The organism is Cupriavidus sp. C1SS-2L, from assembly GCF_057073735.1.
In genome coordinates, this window is the sequence record NZ_CP172708.1 from 3,714,033 (window position 1) to 3,739,761 (window position 25,729).

18 protein-coding genes are annotated in these 25,729 nt (G+C 66.1%); 4 read left to right on the plus strand and 14 right to left on the minus strand.

Features of this window, described 5'->3' with window-relative positions; genetic code table 11:
- Positions 1-59: 59 nt before the first annotated feature.
- The 3 genes from ACIGJG_RS17290 to ACIGJG_RS17300 all read right to left on the minus strand — a co-directional run bounded on the left by ACIGJG_RS17290 (position 60) and on the right by ACIGJG_RS17300 (position 3,511).
- Positions 60-785, minus strand: coding sequence for an ABC transporter ATP-binding protein (locus ACIGJG_RS17290; RefSeq protein WP_011299497.1), 726 nt, complete (start codon positions 783-785; stop codon positions 60-62).
- A gap of 13 nt (positions 786-798) precedes the next feature.
- A complete protein-coding gene (locus ACIGJG_RS17295; protein ID WP_011299498.1) occupies positions 799-1,575 on the minus strand; it encodes an ABC transporter ATP-binding protein in 777 nt (258 codons plus the stop codon).
- A gap of 316 nt (positions 1,576-1,891) precedes the next feature.
- The gene (locus ACIGJG_RS17300; RefSeq protein WP_011299499.1) at positions 1,892-3,511 is read right to left on the minus strand and encodes a GMC family oxidoreductase; all 1,620 of its coding nucleotides are present in this window, start codon (positions 3,509-3,511) and stop codon (positions 1,892-1,894) included.
- A gap of 236 nt (positions 3,512-3,747) precedes the next feature.
- Here ACIGJG_RS17300 and ACIGJG_RS17305 point away from each other — a divergent pair, with 236 nt between their 5' ends.
- Positions 3,748-4,635: a LysR family transcriptional regulator gene (locus ACIGJG_RS17305; protein WP_140949995.1), complete on the plus strand. Its 888-nt coding sequence runs from the start codon at positions 3,748-3,750 to the stop codon at positions 4,633-4,635.
- Here the strand turns inward: ACIGJG_RS17305 and ACIGJG_RS17310 are convergent.
- From ACIGJG_RS17310 to ACIGJG_RS17320, 3 genes are read right to left on the minus strand one after another with little or no spacing between them, the layout of a single operon-like run.
- Complete coding sequence (locus ACIGJG_RS17310; RefSeq protein ID WP_011299501.1) at positions 4,632-5,573, minus strand: alpha/beta hydrolase; 942 nt, start codon at positions 5,571-5,573, stop codon at positions 4,632-4,634. The genes ACIGJG_RS17305 and ACIGJG_RS17310 overlap by 4 nt on opposite strands.
- Positions 5,574-5,627: 54 nt before the next feature.
- Positions 5,628-6,077: a Cu(I)-responsive transcriptional regulator gene (cueR, locus tag ACIGJG_RS17315; protein WP_011299502.1), complete on the minus strand. Its 450-nt coding sequence runs from the start codon at positions 6,075-6,077 to the stop codon at positions 5,628-5,630.
- Positions 6,074-8,533 carry a heavy metal translocating P-type ATPase gene (locus tag ACIGJG_RS17320; RefSeq protein ID WP_483672575.1) on the minus strand — a complete coding sequence of 820 codons (2,460 nt, stop codon included), beginning with the start codon at positions 8,531-8,533 and terminating at the stop codon, positions 6,074-6,076. The genes cueR and ACIGJG_RS17320 overlap by 4 nt, the downstream gene beginning before the upstream one ends.
- A 219-nt stretch (positions 8,534-8,752) precedes the next feature.
- Here ACIGJG_RS17320 and ACIGJG_RS17325 point away from each other — a divergent pair, with 219 nt between their 5' ends.
- Positions 8,753-8,953, plus strand: a complete 201-nt coding sequence (locus ACIGJG_RS17325; protein ID WP_011299504.1) for a heavy-metal-associated domain-containing protein — start codon at positions 8,753-8,755, stop codon at positions 8,951-8,953.
- 86 nt (positions 8,954-9,039) lie between these two features.
- Here ACIGJG_RS17325 and ACIGJG_RS17330 read toward each other — a convergent pair whose 3' ends face one another.
- Both ACIGJG_RS17330 and ACIGJG_RS17335 read right to left on the minus strand, forming a co-directional pair.
- Complete coding sequence (locus ACIGJG_RS17330; RefSeq protein ID WP_011299505.1) at positions 9,040-9,765, minus strand: OmpW/AlkL family protein; 726 nt, start codon at positions 9,763-9,765, stop codon at positions 9,040-9,042.
- Positions 9,766-10,041: 276 nt separating this feature from the next.
- Positions 10,042-12,003: an alkyl/aryl-sulfatase gene (locus ACIGJG_RS17335; RefSeq protein WP_483672576.1), complete on the minus strand. Its 1,962-nt coding sequence runs from the start codon at positions 12,001-12,003 to the stop codon at positions 10,042-10,044.
- A 215-nt stretch (positions 12,004-12,218) separates the two neighbouring features.
- On the opposite strand from ACIGJG_RS17335, the gene ACIGJG_RS17340 reads away from it, so the two are divergent.
- Complete coding sequence (locus ACIGJG_RS17340; RefSeq protein WP_483672577.1) at positions 12,219-12,833, plus strand: TetR/AcrR family transcriptional regulator; 615 nt, start codon at positions 12,219-12,221, stop codon at positions 12,831-12,833.
- Here ACIGJG_RS17340 and ACIGJG_RS17345 read toward each other — a convergent pair.
- From ACIGJG_RS17345 to ACIGJG_RS17370, 6 genes are all read right to left on the minus strand, one after another.
- Positions 12,830-13,786 (minus strand): delta(1)-pyrroline-2-carboxylate reductase family protein, encoded by a 957-nt coding sequence (locus ACIGJG_RS17345; RefSeq protein WP_140949990.1) that lies wholly within the window; start codon positions 13,784-13,786, stop codon positions 12,830-12,832. The two genes, ACIGJG_RS17340 and ACIGJG_RS17345, sit on opposite strands and share 4 nt — an antisense overlap.
- Before the next feature lie 60 nt (positions 13,787-13,846).
- A complete protein-coding gene (locus ACIGJG_RS17350) occupies positions 13,847-14,779 on the minus strand; it encodes an aldo/keto reductase (protein ID WP_483673091.1) in 933 nt (310 codons plus the stop codon).
- A gap of 187 nt (positions 14,780-14,966) precedes the next feature.
- Positions 14,967-17,171: a penicillin-binding protein 1C gene (pbpC, locus tag ACIGJG_RS17355; RefSeq protein WP_483672578.1), complete on the minus strand. Its 2,205-nt coding sequence runs from the start codon at positions 17,169-17,171 to the stop codon at positions 14,967-14,969.
- A 32-nt stretch (positions 17,172-17,203) separates the two neighbouring features.
- On the minus strand, positions 17,204-17,914 hold the full coding sequence (locus ACIGJG_RS17360) for a lysoplasmalogenase (RefSeq protein ID WP_140949987.1): 711 nt from the start codon (positions 17,912-17,914) through the stop codon (positions 17,204-17,206).
- Complete coding sequence (locus ACIGJG_RS17365) at positions 17,911-23,961, minus strand: alpha-2-macroglobulin family protein (protein ID WP_483672579.1); 6,051 nt, start codon at positions 23,959-23,961, stop codon at positions 17,911-17,913. The genes ACIGJG_RS17360 and ACIGJG_RS17365 overlap by 4 nt, the downstream gene beginning before the upstream one ends.
- Positions 23,962-24,058: 97 nt before the next feature.
- Complete coding sequence (locus ACIGJG_RS17370; protein WP_011299513.1) at positions 24,059-24,532, minus strand: Lrp/AsnC family transcriptional regulator; 474 nt, start codon at positions 24,530-24,532, stop codon at positions 24,059-24,061.
- A 158-nt stretch (positions 24,533-24,690) separates the two neighbouring features.
- On the opposite strand from ACIGJG_RS17370, the gene phhA reads away from it, so the two are divergent.
- Positions 24,691-25,641 carry a phenylalanine 4-monooxygenase gene (gene phhA, locus ACIGJG_RS17375; protein ID WP_011299514.1) on the plus strand — a complete coding sequence of 317 codons (951 nt, stop codon included), beginning with the start codon at positions 24,691-24,693 and terminating at the stop codon, positions 25,639-25,641.
- The last annotated feature ends 88 nt before the right edge of the window (positions 25,642-25,729 follow it).

Sequence of the window (25,729 nt, forward strand, 5' to 3'; positions counted from 1 at the left end):
GCGCCACCCGTTCCTGCCAAATAACCGATCTGGCGATCCGTGCGAAGCGGATACGCGGATCAGACCCCCAGCAATTCATTGAGCACCGGCATCTTGGCCTGCAGCTCGCTGGCCGCGAAGCGCTCGACGATGCCGCCGTGCTCCATCACATAAAAGCGGTCCGCCAGCGGCGCGGCGAAGCGGAAGTTCTGCTCCACCATCACCACCGTGTAGCCCTTCTTCTTGAGCATCAGGATCATGCGCGCGAGCGCCTGCACGATCACCGGCGCAAGGCCCTCCGAGATCTCGTCGAGCAGCAGCAGGTTCGCGCCGGTGCGCAGGATGCGCCCTACCGCCAGCATCTGCTGTTCGCCGCCCGACAGACGCGTGCCCTGGCTCTGGCGGCGCTCCTTCAGGTTCGGGAACATGTCGTAGATCTCGGCTTCGCTCATGCCCTTGCTGCTGTCTGCGCCCTTGAGCACCGGTGGCAGCATCAGGTTCTCTTCACATGACAGGCTCGAGAAGATCGCCCGCTCTTCCGGACAGTAGCCAATGCCGTAGTGCGCGATCTTGTGCGTGGGCAGGCCGATGGTCTCGTGGCCGTTGACCTTGATCGAGCCCTTGCGCGCGCCAGTGAGGCCCATGATCGCGCGCAGCGTCGTGGTGCGGCCCGCGCCATTGCGGCCCAGCAGCGTGACCACCTCGCCGCGGTTCACGGTCAGGTCCACGCCGTGCAGGATGTGCGATTCGCCGTACCAGGCGTGCAGGTCCTTGATTTCAAGCGCGGGTACGTTGGATGTCGTCATGTCGATGGCCTCCTCAGTGCGCGCCCTGCAACTCGGCGTCCGCGGTGCCCATGTAAGCCTCCATCACACGCGGATCCTTCGAGACTTCCGCGTACGGACCTTCGGCGAGAATCGCGCCACGCTGCAGCACCGTGATCTTGTCGGCGATCGACGACACCACGTTCATGTTGTGCTCGACCATCAGGATCGTGCGGCCCGCCGACACCTTCTTGATGAGCTGCGTGACACGATCGACGTCTTCGTGGCCCATGCCCTGCGTCGGCTCATCGAGCAGCATCAGCTCGGGCTCCATCGCAAGCGTGGTGGCGATTTCCAGCGCGCGCTTGCGCCCGTACGGCAGGTTCACCGTGACGGTCTGCGCGAACTCGGTCAGGCCGACCTGGTCGAGCAGCTCCATCGCGCGGCTGTTGAGCACGTCGAGCGAACGCTCGCTGCGCCAGAACTGGTACGCGGTGCCAAGCTGGCGCTGCAGGCCGATGCGCACGTTCTCCATCACCGTCAGATGCGGGAACACGGCCGAGATCTGGAACGAACGGATCACGCCGCGGCGCGCGATCTGCGCGGGCTTTTCACGTGTGATGTCGATGCCGTTGAAGAGGATGGTGCCGGTGGTCGGCTCCAGGAACTTGGTGAGCAGGTTGAAGCAGGTGGTCTTGCCGGCACCGTTGGGCCCGATCAGCGCATGGATCGAGCCGCGGCGCACGCGCAGATTGACGTCGCTCACGGCCGTGAAACCCTTGAATTCCTTCGTCAGGTTTCGCGTTTCCAGGATGGTTTCCTGTGAATTCATAGTCTCCTGCCCGCCCTGTTGCTGAACTGCCGGCTTGTGCCCGGCACCACTGACAATCGGTTCGAACTCGGCGTTTCGCCGTTGGGTCGCTTTAGTGTTTTTTCCGCGGTGCGACTACCGCTGTTGCTGTTGATGCCCCGTGCCATGTGCCGGGTGGTGCACCAACCGCAGGCGTCTATTGTGTGCGCCTGTTGCATCGCAAAACATCGGGGTTTGCACTATAAGACATGAACCACGTGTCAGGTTTTTGACGCGCTGCATCAAGGACTTGCGGGCGATCGGCGCCCCGCCCTGCCCTTTCCGCGTGCGCGCCATGTCATGCAGCGAGTTGCTGGCGGCGCTCCTCGCGCAGCATGTCGCTCGCCCGCTCGGCAATCATGATGGTCGGCGAATTGGTGTTGCCCGATGTAATCAGCGGCATGACCGAGGCATCGACCACGCGAAGTCCCTCGATCCCATGTACGCGCAGCCGGTGATCCACGACGGCAAGCGGATCGTCCGGGCGGCCCATGCGGCATGTGCCGACCGGATGGAAGATCGTGGTGCCGATATTGCCCGCGGCCTCGGCCAGCGCTTCGTCCGTCTCGAAGCCAGGGCCGGGCAACCACTCCTCCGGGCGATACGGCGCCAGGGCGGGCGACGCCACGATACGACGCGTGAGCCGCAACGAATCGGCTGCAACCTTGCGGTCCTCGTCCGTCGACAGATAGTTTGGCGCGATCACCGGCGCCTGCCGGAAATCAGCGCTATCGATATGGACGCTGCCGCGCGAGGTCGGGCGCAGGTTGCAGACGCTGGCCGTGAATGCGTTGAACGCGTGCAGCGGCTCGCCGAACTTGTCGAGCGACAGCGGTTGAACGTGGTACTCCAGGTTTGGCCGCGCCTGCGACGCATCCGAGCGCGCGAACGCGCCAAGTTGCGATGGCGCCATGCTCATCGGCCCGCTCTGGTTGAATGCGTATTCCAGCCCGATGCCGAGCTTGCCCCACCAACTCGCCACGCGCGTATTCAGCGTGCGCACACCATTGACCTTGACCACGGTGCGCAACTGCAGGTGGTCCTGCAGGTTCTCGCCCACGCCCGGCAATGCATGCCGCACCTGAATACCCAGGGCCTGCAGGCGCTCGCCCTGCCCGATGCCTGACAACTCGAGCAATTGCGGCGTGTTGACTGCGCCCGCGGCCAGGATCACTTCGTGCCGCGCCGCCGCGCTGTGCGCCTGCCCGCCACCGACGTAGTTCACGCCCGTGCAGCGTCGCCCTTCGAAAGTCAGCGCACTGACTTGCGCCCCCGTCACGATAGTCAGATTCGGCCGGTCCGCCGCACGCCGCAGGAAAGCCTTGGACGTATTCCAGCGGATGCCGCGGCGCTGGTTGACCTCGAAATACCCCACGCCGAAGTTGTCGCCACGGTTGAAGTCGTCGGTGCGCGGAATGCCGGCCTGCTCGGCGGCGTCGATAAAGCGTTCAAGGATGTCCCAGCGCAGGCGCTGCGCTTCCACACGCCATTCGCCGCCGGCGCCATGGAATTCGCTGGGGCCGCGATGGTGGTCCTCGCTGCGCTTGAACAGTGGCAGCACGTTGTCCCAGCGCCAGCCGTCGTCGCCGCTCAGGCGTGCCCAGTCGTCATAGTCCTCGCGCTGACCGCGCATATAGATCATGCCGTTGATCGACGACGAGCCCCCGAGCACACGTCCGCGCGGATAACCGAGCGAACGGCCGTTGAGCCCCTTCTCCGCAACCGTGCGATACAGCCAGTCCGTGCGCGGATTGCCGATGCAATAGAGATAGCCGACCGGAATATGGATCCAGTGATAATCGTCCTTGCCGCCCGCCTCGAGCAGCAGCACATTGACATCCGCGTCCTGCGTGAGGCGGTTGGCCAGCACGCAGCCGGCCGAGCCGGCGCCCACGATGATGTAGTCGAAGGTCTCCATACGAGTCGTTTCGTCTCCGTGCTTGTTCTTGTTATGTTGGTGTCTGGCAGGGCAAATGCGCGTCCCGGAGGACGACCATCTTTGCGTTCAGTGAAGATGCGGCACGCGCTTCCTGACATGCAGCTGCCCCGTGACCGCAAGATTGGCGCAGTTGCACGGGCCCGTCCAATGATTTATCGTCAATCGCAATATAAGCCGCGCAAAATATTGCAGCGCACACTGAAGCGCCCCGGACCTTGGATCTCCATCACCTGCGCGCCTTCGTCGCCGTCGCGCGCGAAGGCAATCTGACCCGCGCCGCCCAGCGCCTCCACCTCACGCAGCCGGCCGTGAGCCTGCAGCTCAAGGCGCTGCAATCGGCATGGCGCGTCCGCGTGTTCGAACGCACCGCCACTGGCCTCACGCTGACCGCCGATGGCGCCGCCCTGTTGCCGCTCGCCGAGCGCATTCTCGACAGCGTCGGCGACCTGCAGCACACCGTCGATGCAATGCACACCACCGTGCGGGGCAAGCTTGCGATCGGCACCATCCTCGACCCGGAATTCACGCGTCTCGGCGTCATGCTGCGCACGCTGGTCGAGCGCCATCCGCAGATCGGCACGGAGTTGCGCCACGGCATGTCGGGCTGGGTGCTGCAGCAGATACGCAGCGGCGCGCTCGATGTGGGCTTCTACCTCGGGCAGCTGCCGGATGCCGGCTTCCATGCGCTGGCATTGACGCCGTTCTCGTATTACGTGGTCGCGCCTAAGGGCTGGAAGGAGCGCACCGCGCTGCGCTCGTGGGCGCAGCTCGCGACGCTGCCGTGGATCTGGACGCCGTCCGAATCCGCGCACAACCGGCTGCTGTCGGCGCGCTTTGCCGAAGCGGGCGTCGACGCGGCCAGCGTGCACAAGGTCGCGCATGTGGACCAGGAAGCATCGATGCTGGACCTGGTGCGCTCGGGTGTCGGCCTGTCGCTGGTGCGCGACTCGATCGCGCTGCGCGAATCGCACGCGCATGGCCTCGTGGTGGTGGAAGGCATGTCCGTGCAGACGGAACTGATGCTTGTCGCGCTGGCCAGCCGACGTGAAGATCCCGTCGTCAGCGCAGTGTTCGGCGTCGCTGAGTCCGTTTTTCGAACCTAGACTGGCTGCGCCAGATGCCGCCGCAGCCAGTCCGTCAGCGCCGCAAATACCTTGCTGCGCAACGGCTCGGCCTCGTTGAAGATCTCATGGTAGCCCTCGCCGAACCACACTTCTTCGCGGAGATCTGCCGGCGCATGATCGAAGAAGGTCCGGCTTCCGCCCGGATCGACGATCTTGTCCGCGCCGCCGACTAGCATCAGCATCGGTGCCTCCAGCCGCGGCGCATCGGTCTGTGCTTGCGCCATGCCCCGGATGAAGCTCTCAAGTACGCCGGCCGTAATCGTGGTCTGTACCAGCGGATCAGCGCGATAGCGCGCCACGACATGCGCGTCGTGCGACAGCATGCGCGCATCGATCGGGTTGGGCACGCGCAAGCGCGGCGCCAGCGTAAGAAGTACGCGGTGGATCGTCAGCATCGTCGGAGACAACCGCAATGCCAGCGCCGGCGACGACAGCACCAGCGCACGCACCGGGCGCAAGCGCGCAGTGGCGAAGCGCGCGGCGACCAGCCCTCCCATGCTGTGGCCGAGCAGGATCGGCAGTTCCTTCCAGACCCGCACTGCCGCGTCATGGATTTCGACAAGGTCATTGAGGTAGGCATCGGGATGTTCCGCGACCATGCGCGCCCCACCGCTCGCACCATGGCCGCGCTGGTCGTATGCGCGCACACGCAGGCCCAATCCGCACAGCACCTCGGCCACATGCTGGTAGCGGCCGCAGTGCTCAGCCAGCCCATGGACGAGCAACACGCAGCCGACCGTTTCGGGGAACATGCACGGATCCGGTTCCCAGGTGCGCAGCAGCAGTTCGGTGCCGTCGCGCATACGCTGGCGGCTTTCTACTGCTGCAAGACCGGGCGCTTTGCCAGCCGCGTCCGCAGGCCCGGATGGGCCTGCTTCAGCAGGATGAACGGGGTTTTCCGTCATGGGCTTGTCCATCCGCGGGTCTCCTCCCGATGCCGCCCGACCGGCGCGGGGGCATTGCGTTTCTGATTATTGTTCGTCCGCCACCGTACCGCTACATGCGCCCTCACCATGGCAATGCGCATGGTCATCGGGCTGCGCGAAGTCGGCGAGGATGGGGCAATCGGGCCGGTCGTCGCCGCTGCAGGCCTCGGCCAGCGCGCGCAGCGTATCGCGCATCGCGGCAAGTTCGGCAATCCGCTTTTCCAGGTCCGCCACATGCCGCAGCGTCATCGCCTTCACATCTGCGCTGGCGCGCCGGCGGTCATGCCACAGCGACAGCAGCCCGCGGATCTCCTCGAGCGAGAACCCGAGACTACGGGCGCGCCGCACGAAGCGCAAGGTATGCACGGCGCGCTCGTCGTAGCGGCGGTAGCCGCCTTCGGTGCGCGGCGGCGCATCGACCAGGCCGATGGACTCGTAGTGCCGGATCATCTTCGCCGAAACGCCAGAGGCGTCCGCTGCCTCGCCGATATTCATGCCTTTGCTCCTGTTTCACCCGTCTCGCCACCCGGATGCCAGCGCCGCAGCAGCAACGCGTTGCTGACGACGCTCACGCTCGAGAACGCCATCGCGGCCCCGGCGACCACCGGGTTCAGCAGCCCTGCCGCAGCCAGCGGAATGCCGACCACGTTGTAGAAGAACGCCCAGAACAGGTTCTGGCGAATCTTGCGCACGGTGCGGTGTGACACGGCCAGCGCGTCGGCGACGAGCGCCGGATCCCCACGCATCAGCGTGATCCCCGCTGCGTGCATGGCGACATCGGTACCAGTGGACATCGCAATGCCGACATCGGCCGCGGCCAGCGCCGGCGCATCGTTGATGCCATCGCCGACCATGGCCACCACCGCGCCATCCTGGCCGAGCGCACGCACACGCGCCGCCTTGTCTTCGGGCAGTACCTCGGCCTGTACTTCATCGAGACCGAGCGCCTGGGCCACGCGTGCCGCGGCGCCCTTGTTGTCGCCGGTCAGCATCACCGTGCGCACGCCGGCTGCGCGCAGCCGCGCAATGGCCGCGGGTGCGCCGGGCTTGATGGCATCGCCAAACGCCACCAGGCCAGTGACGCGTGGCGGCTGCGTTTCCACCAGCCACGACACCGTGCGACCCTCGTCGCGCAGGCGTTCCGCCGCCGCCTGCAGCGTACCCGCATCAGCGCCGAGCGCTTCGCGCAGCCGTTCGCTGCCGAGCTGCAGCGCTTGCCCGTCGACCACGCCGGCAATGCCGCGCCCCGGCAACGCCTGCACATCAGTGGCCGCGGGTGCGGTGATGCCGCGCGTTTGCGCCGCATTCAGCACCGCGCGCGCCAGCGGGTGCTCGCTTCCTGCCTGAAGTGCCGCTAGCCGCGCCAGCAGCCTGGCGCCGTCGGCATCCTCCGGGTCGGCGGCGTGCAGCGCCACCACTTCCGGCCGGCCCACGGTCAGCGTGCCGGTCTTGTCGAACGCCACCACGCTCACGCGATGGGCAATCTCGAGCGCCTCTGCATCCTTGATCAGAATGCCCGCGCGCGCACCGGCGCCGGTGCCGGCCATGATCGCGGTTGGCGTGGCGAGCCCCAGCGCGCACGGGCAGGCGATCACCAGCACTGCCACCGCATTGAGCAGTGCCGTTTCCCAGTCGCCCGCGAACAGGCCCCAGCCGAGCAGCGTCACCAGCGCAATGCCCAGCACCACCGGCACGAACACCGCGCTGACCTGGTCGACCAGGCGCTGGATCGGTGCCTTGGCCGCCTGCGCATGCTCGACCATGCGGATGATGCGAGCAAGCACGGTCTCGGCGCCCACCGCGACAGTGCGCGCTACCAGCAGCCCTTCGAAATTGATGGCGCCGCCGGTGAGCTTGTCGCCGGGGCCCTTCGGTACGGGCACGCTTTCGCCGGTCAGCATCGATTCATCGGCATGGCTGCTGCCTTCGATTACCACGGCATCGACGGGGATACGCTCGCCCGGACGCACCACCACTTCGTCCCCCACACGCACCGATCCCAGCGGCACCGTCACTTCCTGGCCGTCGCGGCGCACGCGAGCGGTGTCGGGTCGCAGCGCGGCGAGCGCGCGGATGGCATCGGCGGTCTGGCGCTTGGCCCGCGTCTCCAGCCATTTGCCCAGCCGCACGAGCGTGATGACCACCGCGGCGCTTTCGAAGTAGAGATGCGGCATGCCGTCCGGCATGCGCCACATCAGCCACAGGGACAGGCCATAGGCAGCGCTCGTGCCCAGCGCCACCAGCAGGTCCATATTGCCGGCGCGGGCGCGCACTGCCTTCCAGCCGGCCTTGTAGAAGCGCCAGCCAAACACGAACTGCACCGGCGTGGCAAGCAGCCACTGCACCGAGCCCGGCAGCATCCAGTGCATGCCGAACCATTCGAGCACCATCGGTGCGACCAGCGGCACGGAAAGCGCCGCCGAGAAGATCACCGGCCATGGACCGGTCCAGAAGTCGCGTGCGGCATCGTCCGGCGCAGCCGATGGCAGCGTTTCGGTGACCGGGGTTGCACCGTACCCCGCGCGCGCGACCGCGGCGGCGAGCGAATCGGCATCGGCGGCGCCGCGCAGCAGGGTCACGCTCGCGCGTTCGGTAGCAAGGTTGACCTGGGCATCAAGCACACCTGGCACGGCGCGCAGCGCGCGTTCGACACGGCCCACGCAGGAAGCGCAGGTCATGTCTGCGATATTGAGTTCTACCGTCTCGCGTGGCACTTCATAGCCGGCATCCGCCACGGCCTTGGCTGCGGCCGGCAGCACGGCGCCGCTGTCCGCATGGAGCGTGGCCTGCTCGGTGGCAAGGTTCACGGCCACGTCCTGCACTCCGGGCACCTTGGCCAGCGCATTCTCGACACGCCGCACGCACGACGCGCAGGTCATGCCGTCGATCGGCAGCCGCCACTCCGGCGCCTGGCTGCCCGTCAAGGTGGGGGAAAGGCTGGCATTCGACATTGATGGACTCGTCCTCGGTTTCGGTTTCGGTTTCGGTTTCGGTTACTGCATGATGGACCTTACCATCATAGGAAGGTCAATGACGATTCGAGTGTCGCATGATGCGCTTTTCGATATTCATTGGAGGTTTGTGCTTGCGCTTCCCACCATGGGAAGGTTCACACTACGTCCGTCGCGGCGATCGTGCCGCCAGTCCATCTCAATCAGGAGGTCCCAGCCATGATCCAGTTCCAGGTCGAAGGCATGTCGTGCAACCACTGCGTGGGCGCCATTACGCGCGCCGTTCAGGGCGTTGATCCCGCCGCACGCGTGAATGCCGATGTACCGGCCCAGTCGGTCAAGGTGGAAAGCGGCGCGGATGTGCAAGCGCTGCGCGCAGCCATCGAAGAGGCCGGGTACCCGGTGAAGTCGGCGGCGTAAAGCGCGCTGCAACCTGCCAGTGAAGCAAAGAAAACGGGGCGCACAAGGCGCCCCGTTCTTCGTTCCTGGATACGTCCTGACGGAAATCAGAACTTGTAGCCCACGCTCAGGAAGGTCACCACCGGATCGATCTTGATCTTGGTGTGCGACACGATCGTCACCCCGTTCGCCTGGGTGGTGAGGGTGGCACGGGTAGACAAGGGCAGGTAGGAAACCGACAGGCCCACGAACCAGTTGTCAGTGATGGCGTAGCTCGCGCCCACGTTGAACACCGGGTTCCACGAGCTTTCCGCATTGGCGGTCATCTTGGCGCCGGGAATACCGAAGGCGTGGTTGACGAAGTCCTGGTTGGTGATGGTTTCGTCCGTGAACCAGGTGTAGTTCACACCCAGGCCGACATAGGGACGAAATTTCGTCTTGGCATCGAAGAAGTGGTACTTCACCACCACCGCCGGGCTCCACTGCCTGACCGAGCCCAGCTTGCCATATTGGCCATAGTCGCCGGTGCCCTTGACGTCATGCTTGGGCGGAATGCCTGCGACCAGTTCGGCCGAGATGTTGTCCGTGAAGTAATGCTCGAAGGCGATACCCAGCGTATCGGCACTCTCGATACTGGCGCCCGTGTTTGCCCGGGTCATATTGACCGGACGGCCATTGATGCTGTCCACCGTCAGCGGATCGGCCGAGCTGTTCGGCATCACGCGGAACCAGCCTAGGCTCACGATATTGCTGCCCGCGGATTGCGCCTGTGCCGTACCTGCCAGCGCCATGACAGCGCCTGCCGCCAGCATCTTCTTATAGTTCGATTTCATAGTCCTCATACTCCTCATTCGGGTTGCTGCCGGAGGCATTATCCGGCCTGCAGCAGCGGGACTGTTTCATCGACGACACTGATTCGTAGAAGGACTCCCCTAAAGGAAGGGTTAACCATTAAGAAAATCGCATCGAGGCTGACCTTGGCCTCCGGTACCGCAGCATCCGCGCAACGCTTTTGCGGTGTCGCGCGAAAAACCCTCGAATATACGTGGTTTTACGAGGGCGGCGGCTGGTTCTCCATCGGGCCGCCACCCCTGAGCACCGCTGTTGCGTCAGGGCGTCACGATGGCGAAGTTGGTGTCGAACTTGTCCATCAGCCCCACCCACGTGCGCAGCGCGCCGGCATCGCCGTCGACACGCGCGCGTCCGGCTTGCACCTCGGCCGACAGCGTGGTCTGGCCGGCAAGCACCCCCATCAGCGCCATGCGAGGGATGCTCAGCGTCACCTGCGGGTTCTGGTGCTGGGCATCGGCCTTGTACCGGAACACGCCGTTATCCACAGTCAGTGCGTAGCGCTTGGCCGTATCGGGCTGGACCCAGTTGATGGCGAGCTTCTGGCCCGCCGCGCGCTCGCCATTCAGGCGGATCGCCAGGTAATCCAGCAGCATGGTGTCGGTCATGGCATTCAGCACATCGGGGCTGGAGGTGCGCGCGCCTGAATCCTTCGATAGGCCATTGCGCAGTTCCTGCGCACCGCTCAGGAAAGCGCTGCGCCACGTGGCCGATTCGGTCTGGTAGCCAAGCTGCTCGAGGGCGTCCGCTTCGAGATTGCGCGCCACCTGGTTGGACGGGTCGGCAAACACGACCTGCTTCATGACTTCGGCCACCCAGCGGTACTCGCCACGCGCAAATGAAGCCCTCGCCTGTTCGATCACCTTGTCGGCCCCGCCCATGAACTGAACATAGTGCCGGGCCGATTCTTCGGGCGGAAGCGGATAGAGGTTGGCCGGATTGGCGTCATACCAGCCGAGGTAGCGCTGGTAGACCGCCTTGGCGTTGTGGTTCACCGTGCCGTAGTAGTCACGCAGGTCCCACTGGCTCGCCAGCGACGGTGGCAGCTTCACGCGCTCGCCGATCTCGGCCGGCGTGAAGCCCTGGTTGGCCAGGCGCAGCGACTGGTCGTGGATGTACTTGTAGCCATCACGCTGGTTGCCCAGGTACGTCACGATGTTCTGCTGGCCCCACTTCGGCCAGTGGTGCTGCGCGAACAGGACCTCGGTACGGCCGCCGAAGCGGTCGATGGTCTCGTCCAGCGCGCGCCACCACTGGTTGGCGTCGCGCACCTGTGCGCCGCGGATGGTGTACAGGTTATGCATGTTGTGGGTAGCGTCCTCGGCCGCGCACAGCGCCTTCCACTGCGGGAAGTACATCAGCATCTCGGCCGGCGCCTCGGTGCCGGGCGCCATCAGGAACTCGATCTGCACGCCGTCGATCGTGCGCGTCTCTCCGGTCTTCGCGATCAGGTCGGTCGGCGCGATCAGCGTGATGGTGCCGCGGGACACCGCTTTGCCCAGGCCCGAGTCGACATGGCCGTTGGCCGCCCTCGGCAGGTTGACACCGTACATGTACTGCGCGCGGCGCCCCATTGCATTGCCCGCGAAGACGTTCTCGCTGACTGCCTCCTCCATGAAACCTTCAGGTGCCAGCACCTTCACGCGGCCAGCCTTCACCTCCTCGTCGGTGGTCACGCCCTTCACGCCCCCGAAGTGGTCACCATGGCTATGGGTGTAGATCACTGCCGCCACGGGCTTCTTCGGTCGATGCTTGTAGTAAAGATCCAGCGCCGCGTGCGCCGTTTCCTTCGAGGTAAGCGGGTCGATGATGATCAGCCCGGTATCGCCCTCGATGATCGTCATGTTCGAGATGTCGAGTCCGCGCACCTGGTAAATGCGGTCAGTGACCCGGAACAAGCCGTTGTTCATGTTGAGCTGGGCCTGACGCCACAGGCTCGGGTTGACCGTGTCCGGTGCTCTGGCATCGCGCAGAAATGCGTACGTATCAAGCGACCAGACCACGCGCCCCTGCGCATCGCGGATTTCGTTGCTGTCCAGCGTACCGAGGAAGCCGCGCTGCGCATCCTCGAAATCCTGCCGGTTGGCAAACGGCAACTGCTGCAGGACCGCGGCGTTGGCCTTTGCTGTGGCAGCCGTCGCCGCCTTCGGACCTTCGGCCGCGTGTACCGGCCCCAACAGGCACATGGCAGCAGCAGCGAGCGCTGCGTATCGATAAATCATTCGGTTCTCCTTGAGACATGGGCTCAGTGCGAGCCTGCTCACGCAACAAGGCGGCAAAACGGAAAGTTGCCGCCCACCAGCGGGGGCGCATTGTGCTGAACGTTCAGTACAATCCCGAAGTTTGGTTCGAATCGCGTCACACTGTCAAATGCCGAGCGGCTGTGTTTTGCGCCGCCGAGCCTGTTAGTGATGCAAACGACATATTTGGTCCCCTCATGCCCGTGTCCTCTCTCTCGCCGCACGCCAATCCGAAAAACCGCCGTGGCCTCGAGACCCGCCAGCGCGTGCTGGAGGTCACGCGAGACCTGATACGCGCACATGGCTACGCCGACGTCACGCTCGACCGGATTTCTGCGAGCGCCGGCGTGGCCAAGAGCAGTCTGCTATGGCATTTCGGCAGCAAGGAGATGTTGCTGGCAGAGGCGGCCACCAGCCTGTTCCAGCAAATCGCCCAAGAGATAGAACCGGACGTGCGTGCCGGCGAAACGCCTCAGCGGCGGCTGGACCGCGTCTTCAATCAGGTCGCGCAGGCTTTCACCGCCAACCCCGAAGCCAAGGGTGTGGTGCTCGGCATGCTGTTCTCGGGCAGCGTGCCGGCCAGCGTGCGCGCCGAGATCCGGCGCGGCTGGGACAGTCATGTGCGGCAGCTTGTCGACGCGTTCTCGCAACCGCATCGTCCGATGCCAGCCGCGATGGCACGGCTGATGCTGGCCACGTTCCATGGCTGCTACTGCCACTGGTATGCCGGCGGTTGCAGCGAATCGGTTGCCGAGTACCTGGAGCCCGCGCGCGAGCTGTTTCGTGCCTGGCTCGGGGCGGACGCAGGCTAGTCCGGGCGGCTGGCCAGCACGCAGGCCGCCAGGTCCCACAGCGCGTAGCCGACGCTCTTGAACACGAGCGGGCTGCTGCGGCGGGCGCGGATGGCATCCGCCTGCAGGATCGCTGTTTCGAACGGCTGCACGGTCGACCAGTCGATGCCCGCCTGCAACAAGTCACCGGCCTCTTCCTCGATGCCGAACAGCGTATCGGCGAGCAGGCGCCCGCTGGCCGACGCCGCATGGCACAGCGCTGGCGGCAGTTCGCACATGTCCGGACGGAACGCGCCGACCGCGGCAATGAAGTGGTGCTCTTGCCACAGACCGCTATCGATGTCGGGCAGTACCGGACTGAGGCTCGACGTGACGGTCACCACCATCGACACGCGCGGCAGCACGGATGCAACATCATCGGTCACCTCCGCCGTCACGCCGAGCGAGCCAGCGTGCGCGGCCAGCGCTTCGGCCTTGTCGCGCGTGCGCGAATGCAGCCACACGCGACGTACCGGCAATCCAGCGATGAAGGCTTCCAGATGGGTCATCGCTTGAACGCCGGCACCGATGATCAGCAGTTCGCCGTCCGGCTGCGCCGCAAAGCGCTGCGCGGCCAGCAACGACACAGCGGCCGTACGTCGACCGGTGACGGTGGGACCATCCAGCATCGCGAGGCGCTCGCCCGTATGCGCGTCAGCGACCACGACCTCGCCGAGGATATTCGGCAGCCCGCGACGCGGATTATCGGGATGCACCGTGATGTTCTTGGTCATCACCAGCCGCCGGTTGCGCGCCGGCATCACCAGCAGCGTGCCCGCCCCGGCCTGCGCGTCGCCGACCGGCAGCGCGATACGCGGCGGCGCCATGGCGGTGCCATCGCGCAACTCGCCCAGCATGTCGGCGATCGCCCCGGCGAGTTCGGGATAAGGCAGGCGCGCCGCCGTGCTGGCGGCATCGAGGGGAATCAGGGCCATGCGGACACTCCGGCAGGTCGGTTCAGGACCCGCCATTATGCGGCAGGCCCTGCACCCGAATCAGCGTGCCAGCATCGGCATCACATGCTCGGCATAGCGCGTACCCGCCGCTGCGCCGGCCGGGAAAATGGCATCGATATCCGCCAGCTCCTTTGCATCGAGCCGCACGTCCAGCGCGCCGAGGTTGTCGTCCAGATTGGCGATGCGGCGCGTACCGGGAATCGGCACGATCTGCGGACCGCGCGCCAGTACCCAGGCAAGCGCGAGCTGCGCCGGCGTGCAGCCTTTTGCGTCCGCCAGTGCGCGCACCTTGTCGACAAGCGCCAGGTTGCGCGCGAAGTTTTCGCCCATGAAGCGCGGGTTGGTGCGACGGAAATCGTCCGCATCGAAGTCCTCGGGGCTGCGGATCGCGCCCGTCAGGAAGCCGCGGCCCAGCGGGCTATAGGGCACGAAGCCAATGCCCAGCCGCTCGCACGTAGCGAGGATGCCGTCGGTATCCACATCGCGCGTCCACAACGAATACTCGCTCTGCAAGGCCGTGACCGGATGCACCTTGTGCGCGCGTTCGAGGGTTTGCGCGCCGGCCTCGGACAGCCCGATCCAGCGGATCTTGCCGGCCTTCACGAGTTCGGCCATCGCGCCCACGGTTTCCTCGATCGGCACCTCCGGATCGACGCGGTGCTGGTAGTACAAATCGATGTGCTCTACGCCGAGGCGCTTCAAACTTGCCTCGCAGCTCGCGCGCACATACTCGGGGCGGCCATTGACGCCACGCGTTGCGGGTTTCGACAAATCTCGCACGATGCCGAATTTGGTCGCGAGCACGACCTGCTCGCGACGCCCGGCGATGGCACGGCCCACGAGTTCTTCATTGGTATGCGGCCCATAGATGTCCGCGGTATCGAGCAGCGTAATGCCGCGATCGAGCGCATGGTGGATCGTGCGGATCGACTCGGCATCGTCATGCGCGCCATAGAAATCGCTCATGCCCATGCAGCCAAGGCCGATGGCCGAGACCGTGGGGCCATGGTTGCCTAGCTGGCGGGTTGCAACGCTCGCAGCGGGGTTGGCGTTTCCGGTCATGCTTGCTCCTGTCGGTTGGCGTCGCGCGCGGCGACGAATGCACGCCAGCTTGAAGCGCTGCGAGGCGTGCGACTGGTTCAAGGTACCACGCGCAGGATCAGCGAGCGCCGCGCCCCGTTTGCGCGGCGGGAGCACGCACGCTTGCCCCGCGCACTTCAATGCCGATACGGTCCACCACCTTGCCCGCGGCGTCGAGCAACTCAACCTGATGCCGGCCGGGCCACGGCAGCCACGCCACTTCACCGCCACGCCCAAGCGGCTTGCCATCCATGCGCCACGTCACAGAACGCGCGGTCTGGCCCGTTACGCCTTCGGCGTGGAACCACACACGTTGCGCCGACGGCGGCATGTCAGGGTCCAGCGCAAACACCGTGCCGTTGGCCGGATTGGCAATGGCCGGCACGCCAGATCGCGCTGACGACATCCCCACGCCGACACGTGTCTGGGCCGTACCAACGAGAAACACTTCTTCACGCGCTGGCTCGAGGTCATCGTCAAACGCCAGCGCGACGCGCTCCACGCCCGCCGGCGCCGCAGGCGCCATGCTCGGCTGCGAACGGTGCAGCGCCTCCATCACGTCATGCCAGACCGGCGCCGCGCCGGATACCCCCGATACGTCATGCATGCTGGCCCCGCTCGCATTGCCAACCCACACGCCAACGGTATAACGCCGTGACCAGCCGATGCACCAGTTGTCGCGCATGTCCTTGCTCGTACCGGTCTTCACCGCAGTCCAGAAACGCGTGGTCAGCGGACTGTCGAGCCCGAACGTGCGCGCCCGTGCGTGGCGGTCGGACAGGATGTCGCCGATCACGTAGCTCGCTGCTGGCGCCATCACCGCCGTAGTCGGCACTGCCGCCATGCCCGCACGCATGCGCACCGGTGCATAGCGACCGCTGTTGGCAAGCGCGCGATACGCGTTGGTCAGCGCCAGCAGCGACACATCGGCGCTGCCGAGCGCAAGGCTATATCCGTAGTAGTCGCCGGCTTCTGTCAACGGCAGTCCCAGCGACACCAAGCGTTTGTGAAAGCGGTGGGGTGTCACCATCACGAGCGTGCGCACCGCGGGCACGTTCAGCGAAGCAGCAAGTGCCGCGCGCGTACTGACCCAGCCCGCGTAGCGATGGTCGTAGTTCTGCGGCACGTACAGCCCGCCGCCGACCGGCAGGTTGACAGGCCGGTCGTCGAGCAGCGAAGCAGCCGTCAGCCGCCGTTCTTCCAGCGCCTGCTCGTACAGGAATGGTTTCAGCGTTGAACCCGCCTGGCGCAGCGCCTGTGCATGATCGACTTCCGACGCACCGGACAACTCGCCGGACGAGCCCACGTAGGCCAGCACGTCGCCGCTCGCGTTGTCGATCACCACCACGGCGCCGTCTTCCACATGGCGTCCGGCCAGTTCGCGCAGATGCCGCTGCAGGCTCGCCGTGGCCACGCGCTGGAGATCTGCGTCAAGCGTCGATCGAAGGTACGACTGCGCCAGATCTGTCCGTGGTTGCGCACGCGCCTGACTCGCCAGCATACGACCAAGATGCGGTGCGAGTTGCCTCGGCTGCGGCGACGCTGCCGTGCCGCGCTGCGCGACGGTGCCTGAGCGCAGCAATGCCAGTTGTGCAAAGCCTTCCAGCCCCTCGCACTCGCGCGGCAAGCGCATCTCGCGCAGGATGCCGCATGCGCGGCGCGACACCTGCGCTGCCTTTGCGTTGGGCGCACGCACGAGCGCCACGGCCAGCGCCGATTCACGCGCGTCCAGTCCCTCCGGAAACTTGCCGAACAACACTTGCGACATCGCCGACAGCCCGACAAGTTCGCCACGGAACGGCACGAGGTTCAGATAGGCTTCAAGGATCTGGTCCTTGCTCCAGCTTCGTTCCAGCGACGCGGCGCCGGCAGCCTGTCCGAGCTTCTGCGTGACGCTGCGGCCCTGCCCCGCGGCGCCCGGCCTGCGCAGGTCCTCATCGAGCAGGCCTGCCAGTTGCATCGTCAGCGTGGAAGCACCGCGCGTCCGCGTGTTAAAGAGATTGGCCCAGGCCGCTGCAGCCACGCCTTGCCAGTCGACGCCGCTGTGTGCGTAGAAGCGCTTGTCCTCCGACAGCACGATGGCCGTGCGCAACGCCGGCGAGGTTTCCTGCAGGGTGACCCAATCACCGCGGCGCACGCGGAAATCGTCACGTATGCGCGCCACGGTTTCGCCGTTGCGATCGGTGATGACGAGGTCGGAGCTTCGCCAGTCTGCGCGGACTTGGGTGAAGCTTGGAAATGCATGGGCGGGGAGTGTTGTGCATGTCAGCGCAATCGCAAACATGACAACTGCCGCACGATGTGCTGCCGGCCTTTTCATCCCCCCCGCTCTCCACGATTCGCCACAATGCCCGCGACGATCAGCACCTGTGCCGCCCAATACGTCCACCAGATACCGAGCTGGAAACTGTCGAACGGCACCAGGAACCGCGCGATGCCGATCATCATGTCGGACGCTACGAAACACAGTGCGCCCAGCGCAGTCAGCGGTGTGGGCAACTTTGCCACAAGCGCGCTGCACGCCATCGCCGCAAGTATGACGACATAGACCGTCACCCCCTCGGCAAGCGTGCCAAGATTAGGCCAGAAGCGGCCCAGCATCGTGCCCGCCACGCCGATCAGCGCGCCACATGCAATCAGCCGATGCGCGCGCGAGTCGCCCGCAAGCGGCACCAGAATCCGCAAGTACGCCAGATGTGCGAGCAGGAAAGCACCAAGCCCGCCGACGAACGAAATGCGCAGCGCGGGCACCGCGAGCAGGAAATCGCCGATCGCCGAGAACACCAGCGCAACCACGAGCCAGCGCCGCTCGGACAGCGGCCGGTGGAACCACGCCGCGCGCGCCAGCATCAGCGCCATTGCCGTCTTCCACACGGGCTGCATCGCGATGTGCCCGGTCAGTGGCGCGCCTTCCGGCAATTCCATCGATACCTGCAGCAGCAACGCACCGTAGACCACGCCCGCTAATGTGCCGGCCAGCCACCACTCGCGCACGCGCGCCGGCATCATCAGCGCGAGCCAGCTCATGGGCGGGCCCCCACAGTCAGGCGCGCGTTCGGTGCGGCGCCAAACACGTCTGGCGCGTACATCGCTTCGACGCGCGTCGGCGGCAGGGCAAAGTCGCCCGCATTGTTCAGGCGCACCGTGTACTCGACCGAGATGCTGCCCTTGGGCAGGTACTCGTAGTACTCGCGATAGGCCTGTGGCGTACGTTCGGTATAGGCGGCCCATGCCATGCCCTTGCGCCGTTCGCCGCGCGTGGCGATTTCCGAATCGCGGCCGAGCCCGCTGCCGAGGATCGTTGCACCGGCCGGTATCGGATCGCTGATCACCACCCACGTCATGTCGGCCTGCGCATCGACCTCCAGCTTCACGCGATACGTGTCGCCGCGCGACCACTTGCCGGACACGGCCTGCTCCACAGGCGTCACTGTGCGGCGCACACGATAGCCCGCAGCCAGCGGACCGGACAGCGGCACCGCCGCCATCGCTCGCACTGTCGCCCACGGATGTCCCGCGCCAGCATGCTCAAGCTGCAGCGTGCCACCGCTTTCGCCGCCCGGCCACGGCAGATCGACGCTGCCCTGCGCCACCCCGTCGCGACGCTGTGCACGGCTCCAGTCGACGCTGCGTGCGGATTCGCCAGAACCGCTGACCGACATGCGCGTAGTGCCAGCCACCGGCGTCTTCTCGAACACCTGCGCAAAGCGCGTGATGGCGAGCATGCCCCATGTATTGGCATTGGTCGTGCCCCACGCACCACGCACCTGCCGTCCGATCAGGCCTACAGCAAGCTGCGGCGCGTCGTCCTTCCAGCCTGGCAGTTCCGCAGCCAGCGCGAGCAGGCGTGCCGCGTTCACATCGCCACCTGACATCAGCCACCACCAGTCGTCACTGCGCTCGGTCGAGAAGGCCAGCCGCGTGCCTTGCACCATCAGTCGCGCGCGCAGCAACTGCTGCGCCTCGGCCAGGCGTGCCTCGCGTTGCGGAATGTCCTGCATGCGCGTCAGCAGCAGGGTCCAGTCGATCAGCGCCGATGTAGGCCATTGCGCGGGCAGAATCTGGATCGAGCCGAGCATGCGCGCCTGCGCATGGCCGGTGCGCGACAGCGCTTCGAGCGCGGCGAGCTTGCGGACTTCCAGGTCCATCGTCGCCGACGACGGCGCCCACGCGTCGGGACGGATGCGGCCTTCGACGAAGGCCACCAGTCCGCGCTCCATCTGCGTCCGCAGCTCATCCGGCACGCGCAGGGTCAGGCCAGCACGTGCCGCTTCATCGCTGATCGACAGCAGGTAAGCCGTCAGCGCAACGCTGCCGCTCTGGCTGTCGCTGCGCAGCGGGAAGTACGCGGCCAGGCCGTTCGCATCGAGGTAGGAAGGCAACTGGTTCATCAGCGCTTCCCACGCCGTGCCGTCGGCCAGGCCGATGGCCTTGGACGTGCGTTGCTCCAGGCAGCTGAACGGGTAGTTTACGAACCACTCGCGCACGCCCGGCATGCCGCCCGCGAGCGACGACTGCAGGTTCACCTGCAAGCCGCCGCGCACCTTGCCGGTCGGATCGGCAAGCGCGCCCGGCGGCGCCTTCACGGGCACACTCAATTGCGGTGTGAGCTGCGCCAGGGTGGCCTGCTGCACTGTCACAGGCTCTGCCGGCACGATCTGCTGCGACACCTTGATGCGATCCGTCGCGCCGCCGGAGCCCTGCTCGGCAGCCTGCACTTCCCATTGCACCGTGCCGCTGCGCGAGAACGCGAGCAGCGCGGGCGCAGTGACATCCCAGCCGATCTCGCGCGCTTCGCCCGCGGGAATCTGCACGGTCTGCACAGGCAGTGCGTTGGCGTTGCCGACCAGCGTGGCACGTGCGCTCGCTTGCACCGTCATCGCGCGCTTTGTCGTATTGCGTAGCGTAAACATGGCACGGTAGCGATCATCCTCGCGTATCAGCATTGGCAGGCCAGATATCACCTGCAGATCCTGAGTCGCTGCAATGGTTGCGCTGCCGGTGCCGAAGCGTCCCACGCCAAGATCCGCGACCGCAACGATACGGAAGCTCGTCAGCGAATCGTTGAGCGGCACGTCCACCGTGGCCCTGCCCTCGGCATCCAGCTGCACGCGCGGGTTCCACAGCAGCAGCGTGTCGAACAGTTCGCGTGTCGGGCTCTTGCCGCCGCCACCGCCAGCCGGCACCGCCTTGCGCCCATAGTGGCGGCGCCCGATGATCTCCATCTGCGCGGTGGAGGTCTCCACGCCATAGCTGCGCCGCTGCAGCATCGCGTCGAGCAGATCCCAGCTATTGTTCGGCATCAGTTCGAGCAGCGCCTGATCGACTGCAGCTAGTGCGATTTCGCCGTTGCCGGCGGGCTTGCCGTCCGGCAGCTTCACTTGCAGCGCCACGCGCGCCTTGCCTCGCACGGAATAGGACGCCTTATCCGGCGTCACCGTCACATCGAGCCGGTGCGCCTCGTTGCCGACGCGGATCTCCGCGAGTCCCAGCCGGAACGCCGGCCGCGAAAGATCGACCAATGCCGTCGGCGCCGCGTACTCTTTGCCTTCACTGCGGAACGCCCGCCACCATTCGCCCGGCTGGCGCCAGCCCCACGTGAAGAACGAATACCACGGCACTTCGTGCAGACGCCCGCGGATCGTCATCACCGAGACGTACACGTTAGGTCCCCACTCCGGCTTGACCTTCACGCGCACCGTCGGATCACTGCCGTTGAGTTCGACCACCTGCGTTTCGAGCACGCCTTCACGCTCGACCGCGACTAGCGCGGTAGCCTGGCGGAACGGCATGCGCACCTGGAACACCGCGGTATCGCCGGGCGCATACTGCTTCTTCTCGGGCAGCACGTCGATGCGGTCATGGTTCTCGCCGCCGAACCACAGTTCGCCCTGGCGCGTGACCCACACGGTCGATGCGGCCTGCGCGCTGCGGCCATCCTTGTCGCGTGCAATCGCAACCAGCTCGACTTGGCCGGCCTGGTCCAGCGTGACATCGCAACGCGCACGCCCCTGCACATCGGTACGCGTTTCGCACACGGTACCGAGGTCGCGGCTCTCGCTGCGGTTGTCGTAGCGATAGAAGCCGCCGACCACACGCTTGCGCGTCGACGTGGTGATGCGTGCGCGCGCATTGAACTTCACCGGCGCATCGGCGACCGGCTTGCCTTGCGTATCGAGTACCAAGCCATGCACGGCCAGCTTCTGCTTCACCGAGACCCAACCCTCGGTGCGGATGCCCGCCACGACAGCCGATGGCCACACCGGTACGGTCTGGCGCAACGTCTGGACTTCGCCATTGGGATCGGCGAAACCGGCTTCCAGCACAAGATCGCGTGGCGCATCGATCTTCGGCATCTTGCGCAGCGTGACGCTGCCGTTGCCGTTCTTGTCCAGCGTCAGTGGCAGCTTGTCGGCAATCAGCTTCTGTGCGCCATCGCGTGCCTGGCCTTCATCGACATCGCTCATCTCCTCGTCGCCCGATGCGCTCTCGCGCGTGGGGCGCGGCGGACTGAACGAGTACTCGTCATAACCGGGGAAGTTGATCCACTTGTCGCGCAACAGCGCTGACACACGCACCGGAAGGCCGGCCGCGCCGCCGCCAGATACGTAGTGCACCTCGACCCCGACCGGCAGTTCGGCCGGCGCGACCACGGCGCCGCCCTTGCCGCCCGACGCCTGCAGCGTGCCGGTCAGCACCGGCAGCCGGAACGCCTCGACGCGGAAGCTTCCGCTGGAATAGGTACGCGCGCTGCTGTCGCTGCCATCCCCACTGCCTTCGGCCTGCAGCGCTACGTTGTAGACACCAAGCTTCGCCGCGGGCGGCACCTGGAAGCTGCTTTCGGCGCTGCGTCCACCCGTGGCGGTGTTACGCCACTGCAGCGGCAACTCATAGGTCTGGCCGCTGCCTTCATGGCGGATCACCACGGTCTCCGGCAGCTTGCGGTTCTCCGGCGGCAACGCGAAGCCCTGCGCGGTCTCCGAACGGATGAAATGCTTCATCGACACGGTTTCCCCCACGCGCAACAGCGTGCGGTCAAACACCGTGTGCGCACGCACGGTCTGCGTGGCGCTGGCATCGGTCGGCACGTTGAAGCGCCAGGTCTCGATGCCGCGGTTCCAGTCGGACATGACAAAGGCCATGTCGGCCTTGCCACGCGCTTCCGGATGTGTAGCAGCGATGCGTGCGGAAACGAAGTAGCCCATCAGCCCGTTGCCATCGCAGGTGCGGCCGCGAACATCGTCGAGCTTCGCGAAGCGCACCACGCCGCTGGCGTCGGTGCGGCCTTCGCCAAGCAGGCGGCCTGAACAGTCACGCACTGCGACGGCTGCGTCGCGCACCGGCTTGCCATCATCGAGCGCGGTGACCCACGCGAGGCCGCTCATCGAGCCGTCGCCATCGCCACGCGCAAGCTTGAAATGAACGCCGAGGTTCGTGACCAGCGCGGCGGTACGCACATACATCGGCGCGCGCTTGCCGAGCAGCGCTTCGCCTAGCATCGGCGAGGCAATTTCCACGACATGGAAGCCCGGCTCAGGCAGCGGAATGCCAACCACTTCGAACGGCCGCGGCGCATCGCCCGAAGGCTTGGGCACCGACAGCTTCTGCACGCCCTGCGCGCGTTCCAGCAGCGACACCGAACGCGTTTCGATCGACGGGGCATTGCGCGGGTTGTTCACGCCATACGGCGAGCGGCCAGCCAACACCGCGTCGAGTTCGGCACGTGTCCAGCTCGCTTCATGCATGCGGCGCACCAGGCCGAGCCAGCGCAGCACGGCGCCGTCGTCATCAACCTTGAGCTTCATCACCGTGCCCGCCTGCGCCTGCACGCCGCGGACCTGCAGGTCGGCTTCGACATTGCGCAGCGTGACGGGCAGCAACGACGGATAGTCAGCCGGCGCCTTGCCCTTGGGCAGTTCGCCGAAACGCTCGACGACGCCAAACGGCGCTGCGGCGAACTTGGCCAGCGGCGGCATCGAGGCCGTCGACACCTTCAACGGGAACAGGTCCGCATTGGCGAGCGTGCGGCCACTGTCGTCCTTGAGGTCACGCGGGATCTCGATCGTGAAGTTCGCCTTCTCGGCGAATGGCGCGGCGAAGGTCAGCGACGTCACGTTCGCATCGGGCGCGAGATCCACCTCGAACTGCGGCGCGCGCGGGCCCGACGGCGTCTTCAGTACCACGTGTTCGGCCAGCTTGCGCGAGATCGGCGCCGAGAACGACACCGTCATCGGGCGCAGCGGCGTGCACGGCGATTGCGCGTGCTCGCGCTCGCAGCTGAAGCTCGCCGTGAACGGTTCGCGCACCGTGTAGTCGAAGCGGCGCTCGTCGCGCGTGGCAAGGCCCGAAGGCGTGGCAATCCCGGCGCCGAGCACGAGTTGCATGCGCGCGCCGGCCGGCAGCCGCTGCTGGCAAGCGAGCAGGTGGATCGCGTCGGGCGCGTCCTTGGCGATGCGCTTCCAGTAGATGGCGTCGAGCACGCCGTCGCGCTCCTTGCCGGTGAGCAGGCGCACGGGAATGCGTTCGCCAAGGCCTTCGGCCTGGCACCACGCATGGTCGCGGACGGAGGCCGCCGTCGCAGCGCCGTTGAAGCGCAGCGCGAATATCTGGTCTTCCTCGATTTCGCCGCCGGATGGCCGGCTGGCCACCACGGTCGGGCCGCCGGTTTCGAAGCGGTACTCGGGCTTGCCCGCATAAGCCTTGCCGGCCGCGCTGCGCAGGCTCGCGGACATCCGGACCGAGCACCGCACGCCCGGAGGCAGGTCGCGTTCGAAATCGAATACCCAGTTGCTTGCATCGACCCAGCGTCCGTGTCCGGCCGTGGCGGCGCCGGTACAGGCAATGGCCGCCGGCGCGGCCGCCTGCACATCGCCCATGGGGACCATCGCCTCGTCGAAGCGGATCGCCACCTGCCGTACCTGCGGAACCGTGCCTTCCGGCGAGAAGCGTGTCACTTGTGCCGCGAACGCCGCAGACACGGACAGCCATGCGAGCACGCCGGCCATCGCCACGCGGCTTGCCCGCGCGACTTGCCTGCCGACACCCCGACCCGGTCGGGCAACGATTCCCTTCATCCTGCGATCCTCCCGTCAAAGCACCCGGCGAGGGTGACATGTGACGTTTAGGAGTGCAAGGCCGGCACGCAAACCTGCAAGGCGGCCGACAAATATTTCAGCGCAGGTGAGACAGCGGCAAGGCGCCTTCGGACTTCAACGCAGTCAGGACAATATTGGAACGCACGCTTTCCACGCCGGGCACGCGCATCAGCCGCTTCATGGTGAAGTCGGCCAGCGTGGGGAGGTCGGGCACGACCACGCGAATCAGGTAGTCGGCCTCGCCCGCGACGGAATAGCACTCCTGCACTTCCTCGAGCAGCAGGATCTCCTCGGCGAAGCGCTCGATGATGGTGTCGCCGTGGTGGGCCAGCTTGACGCTGATGAACACCTGCACGCCCAGCCCCAGCGCCTGGGTCGACAGGCTCACGCGGTAGCCCGTGATGACGCCATCGGCCTCCAGCCGGGCCAGCCGCCGGCCGACCTGGCTCGGCGACAGGTGTACGCGCTCGGCGAGCTGCTGGTGGGTCGAGCGCCCGTCTGCCTGCAGCGCCGCAATCAGGGCAAGGTCAAACTGGTCAAGCGACACCATACGTGATTCCCGCATTCACTCTCGATATAGCGCGGATTATACGCACGAGAGTCCGCAAAGCAGCCCATTTTGCGGCCGAATTGCAGCACCACACGCCTAAACTACGCAGATAAACCGCATATCACGGCGCATAACGCCAAACCCAGGAGACAAAGCTGATGTCCGCTACCGCCAGCGCCCTCGCCCACGAGGCTTCCGGCCAGTTCGACGGTGCCTTTCAGGGCACCATGACCGACAAGCTCAGGGAACAGTTCGACGCCGGCCTGCTGTCCGGTCAGGAACTGCGCCCGGACTTCACCATCGCGCAACCGGTCCACCGCTACACCAGCACCGACCACGCCATCTGGCGCAAGCTCTACGAGCGCCAGGCTTCGATGCTGCGCGGGCGCGTCAGCAATGAATTCCTGCAAGGCCTCGCCACACTCGGCATGGAGAAGGACCACGTGCCGGAGTTCGACCAGCTCAACGAAACGCTGATGCGCGCCACCGGCTGGCAGGTCGTGGCCGTGCCGGGCCTGGTGCCGGACGAAGTGTTCTTCGACCATCTGGCCAACCGCCGCTTCCCGGCGAGCTGGTGGATGCGCAAACCCGAGCAGCTCGACTACCTGCAGGAACCGGACTGCTTCCACGATGTGTTCGGCCATGTGCCCCTGCTGATCAACCCGGTCTTCGCCGACTACATGGAGGCGTACGGCAAGGGCGGGCTCAAGGCCCATGGCCTGGGCGCGCTCGACATGCTCTCGCGCCTGTACTGGTACACGGTGGAATTCGGCCTGATCCGCACGCCCGAAGGCCTGCGCATCTACGGCGCCGGCATCCTGTCCAGCCAGGGTGAGTCGGTCTACAGCCTCGATTCGGCCAGCCCGAACCGCATCGGCTTCGACGTGCGCCGCATCATGCGCACGCGCTACCGCATCGACACGTTCCAGAAGAGCTACTTCGTGATCGACAGCTTCGAGCAGCTCTTCGACGCGACCCGCCCGGACTTCGAGCCGCTGTACCAGGAACTGCGTGACCAGCCGACGCTGGGCGCCGGCGACGTGATCGACGGCGACCTCGTGCTCAACGTTGGCACCCGCGAAGGCTGGGGCGACAGCGACGATATCTGAGCGGGCGGCCGGTTTGTGGTCCATCGGCGGCCACTACGCGGCATCCCGCTTTATGAAACAATGCCGGCATGCCCGCCAGGGCGGGCCG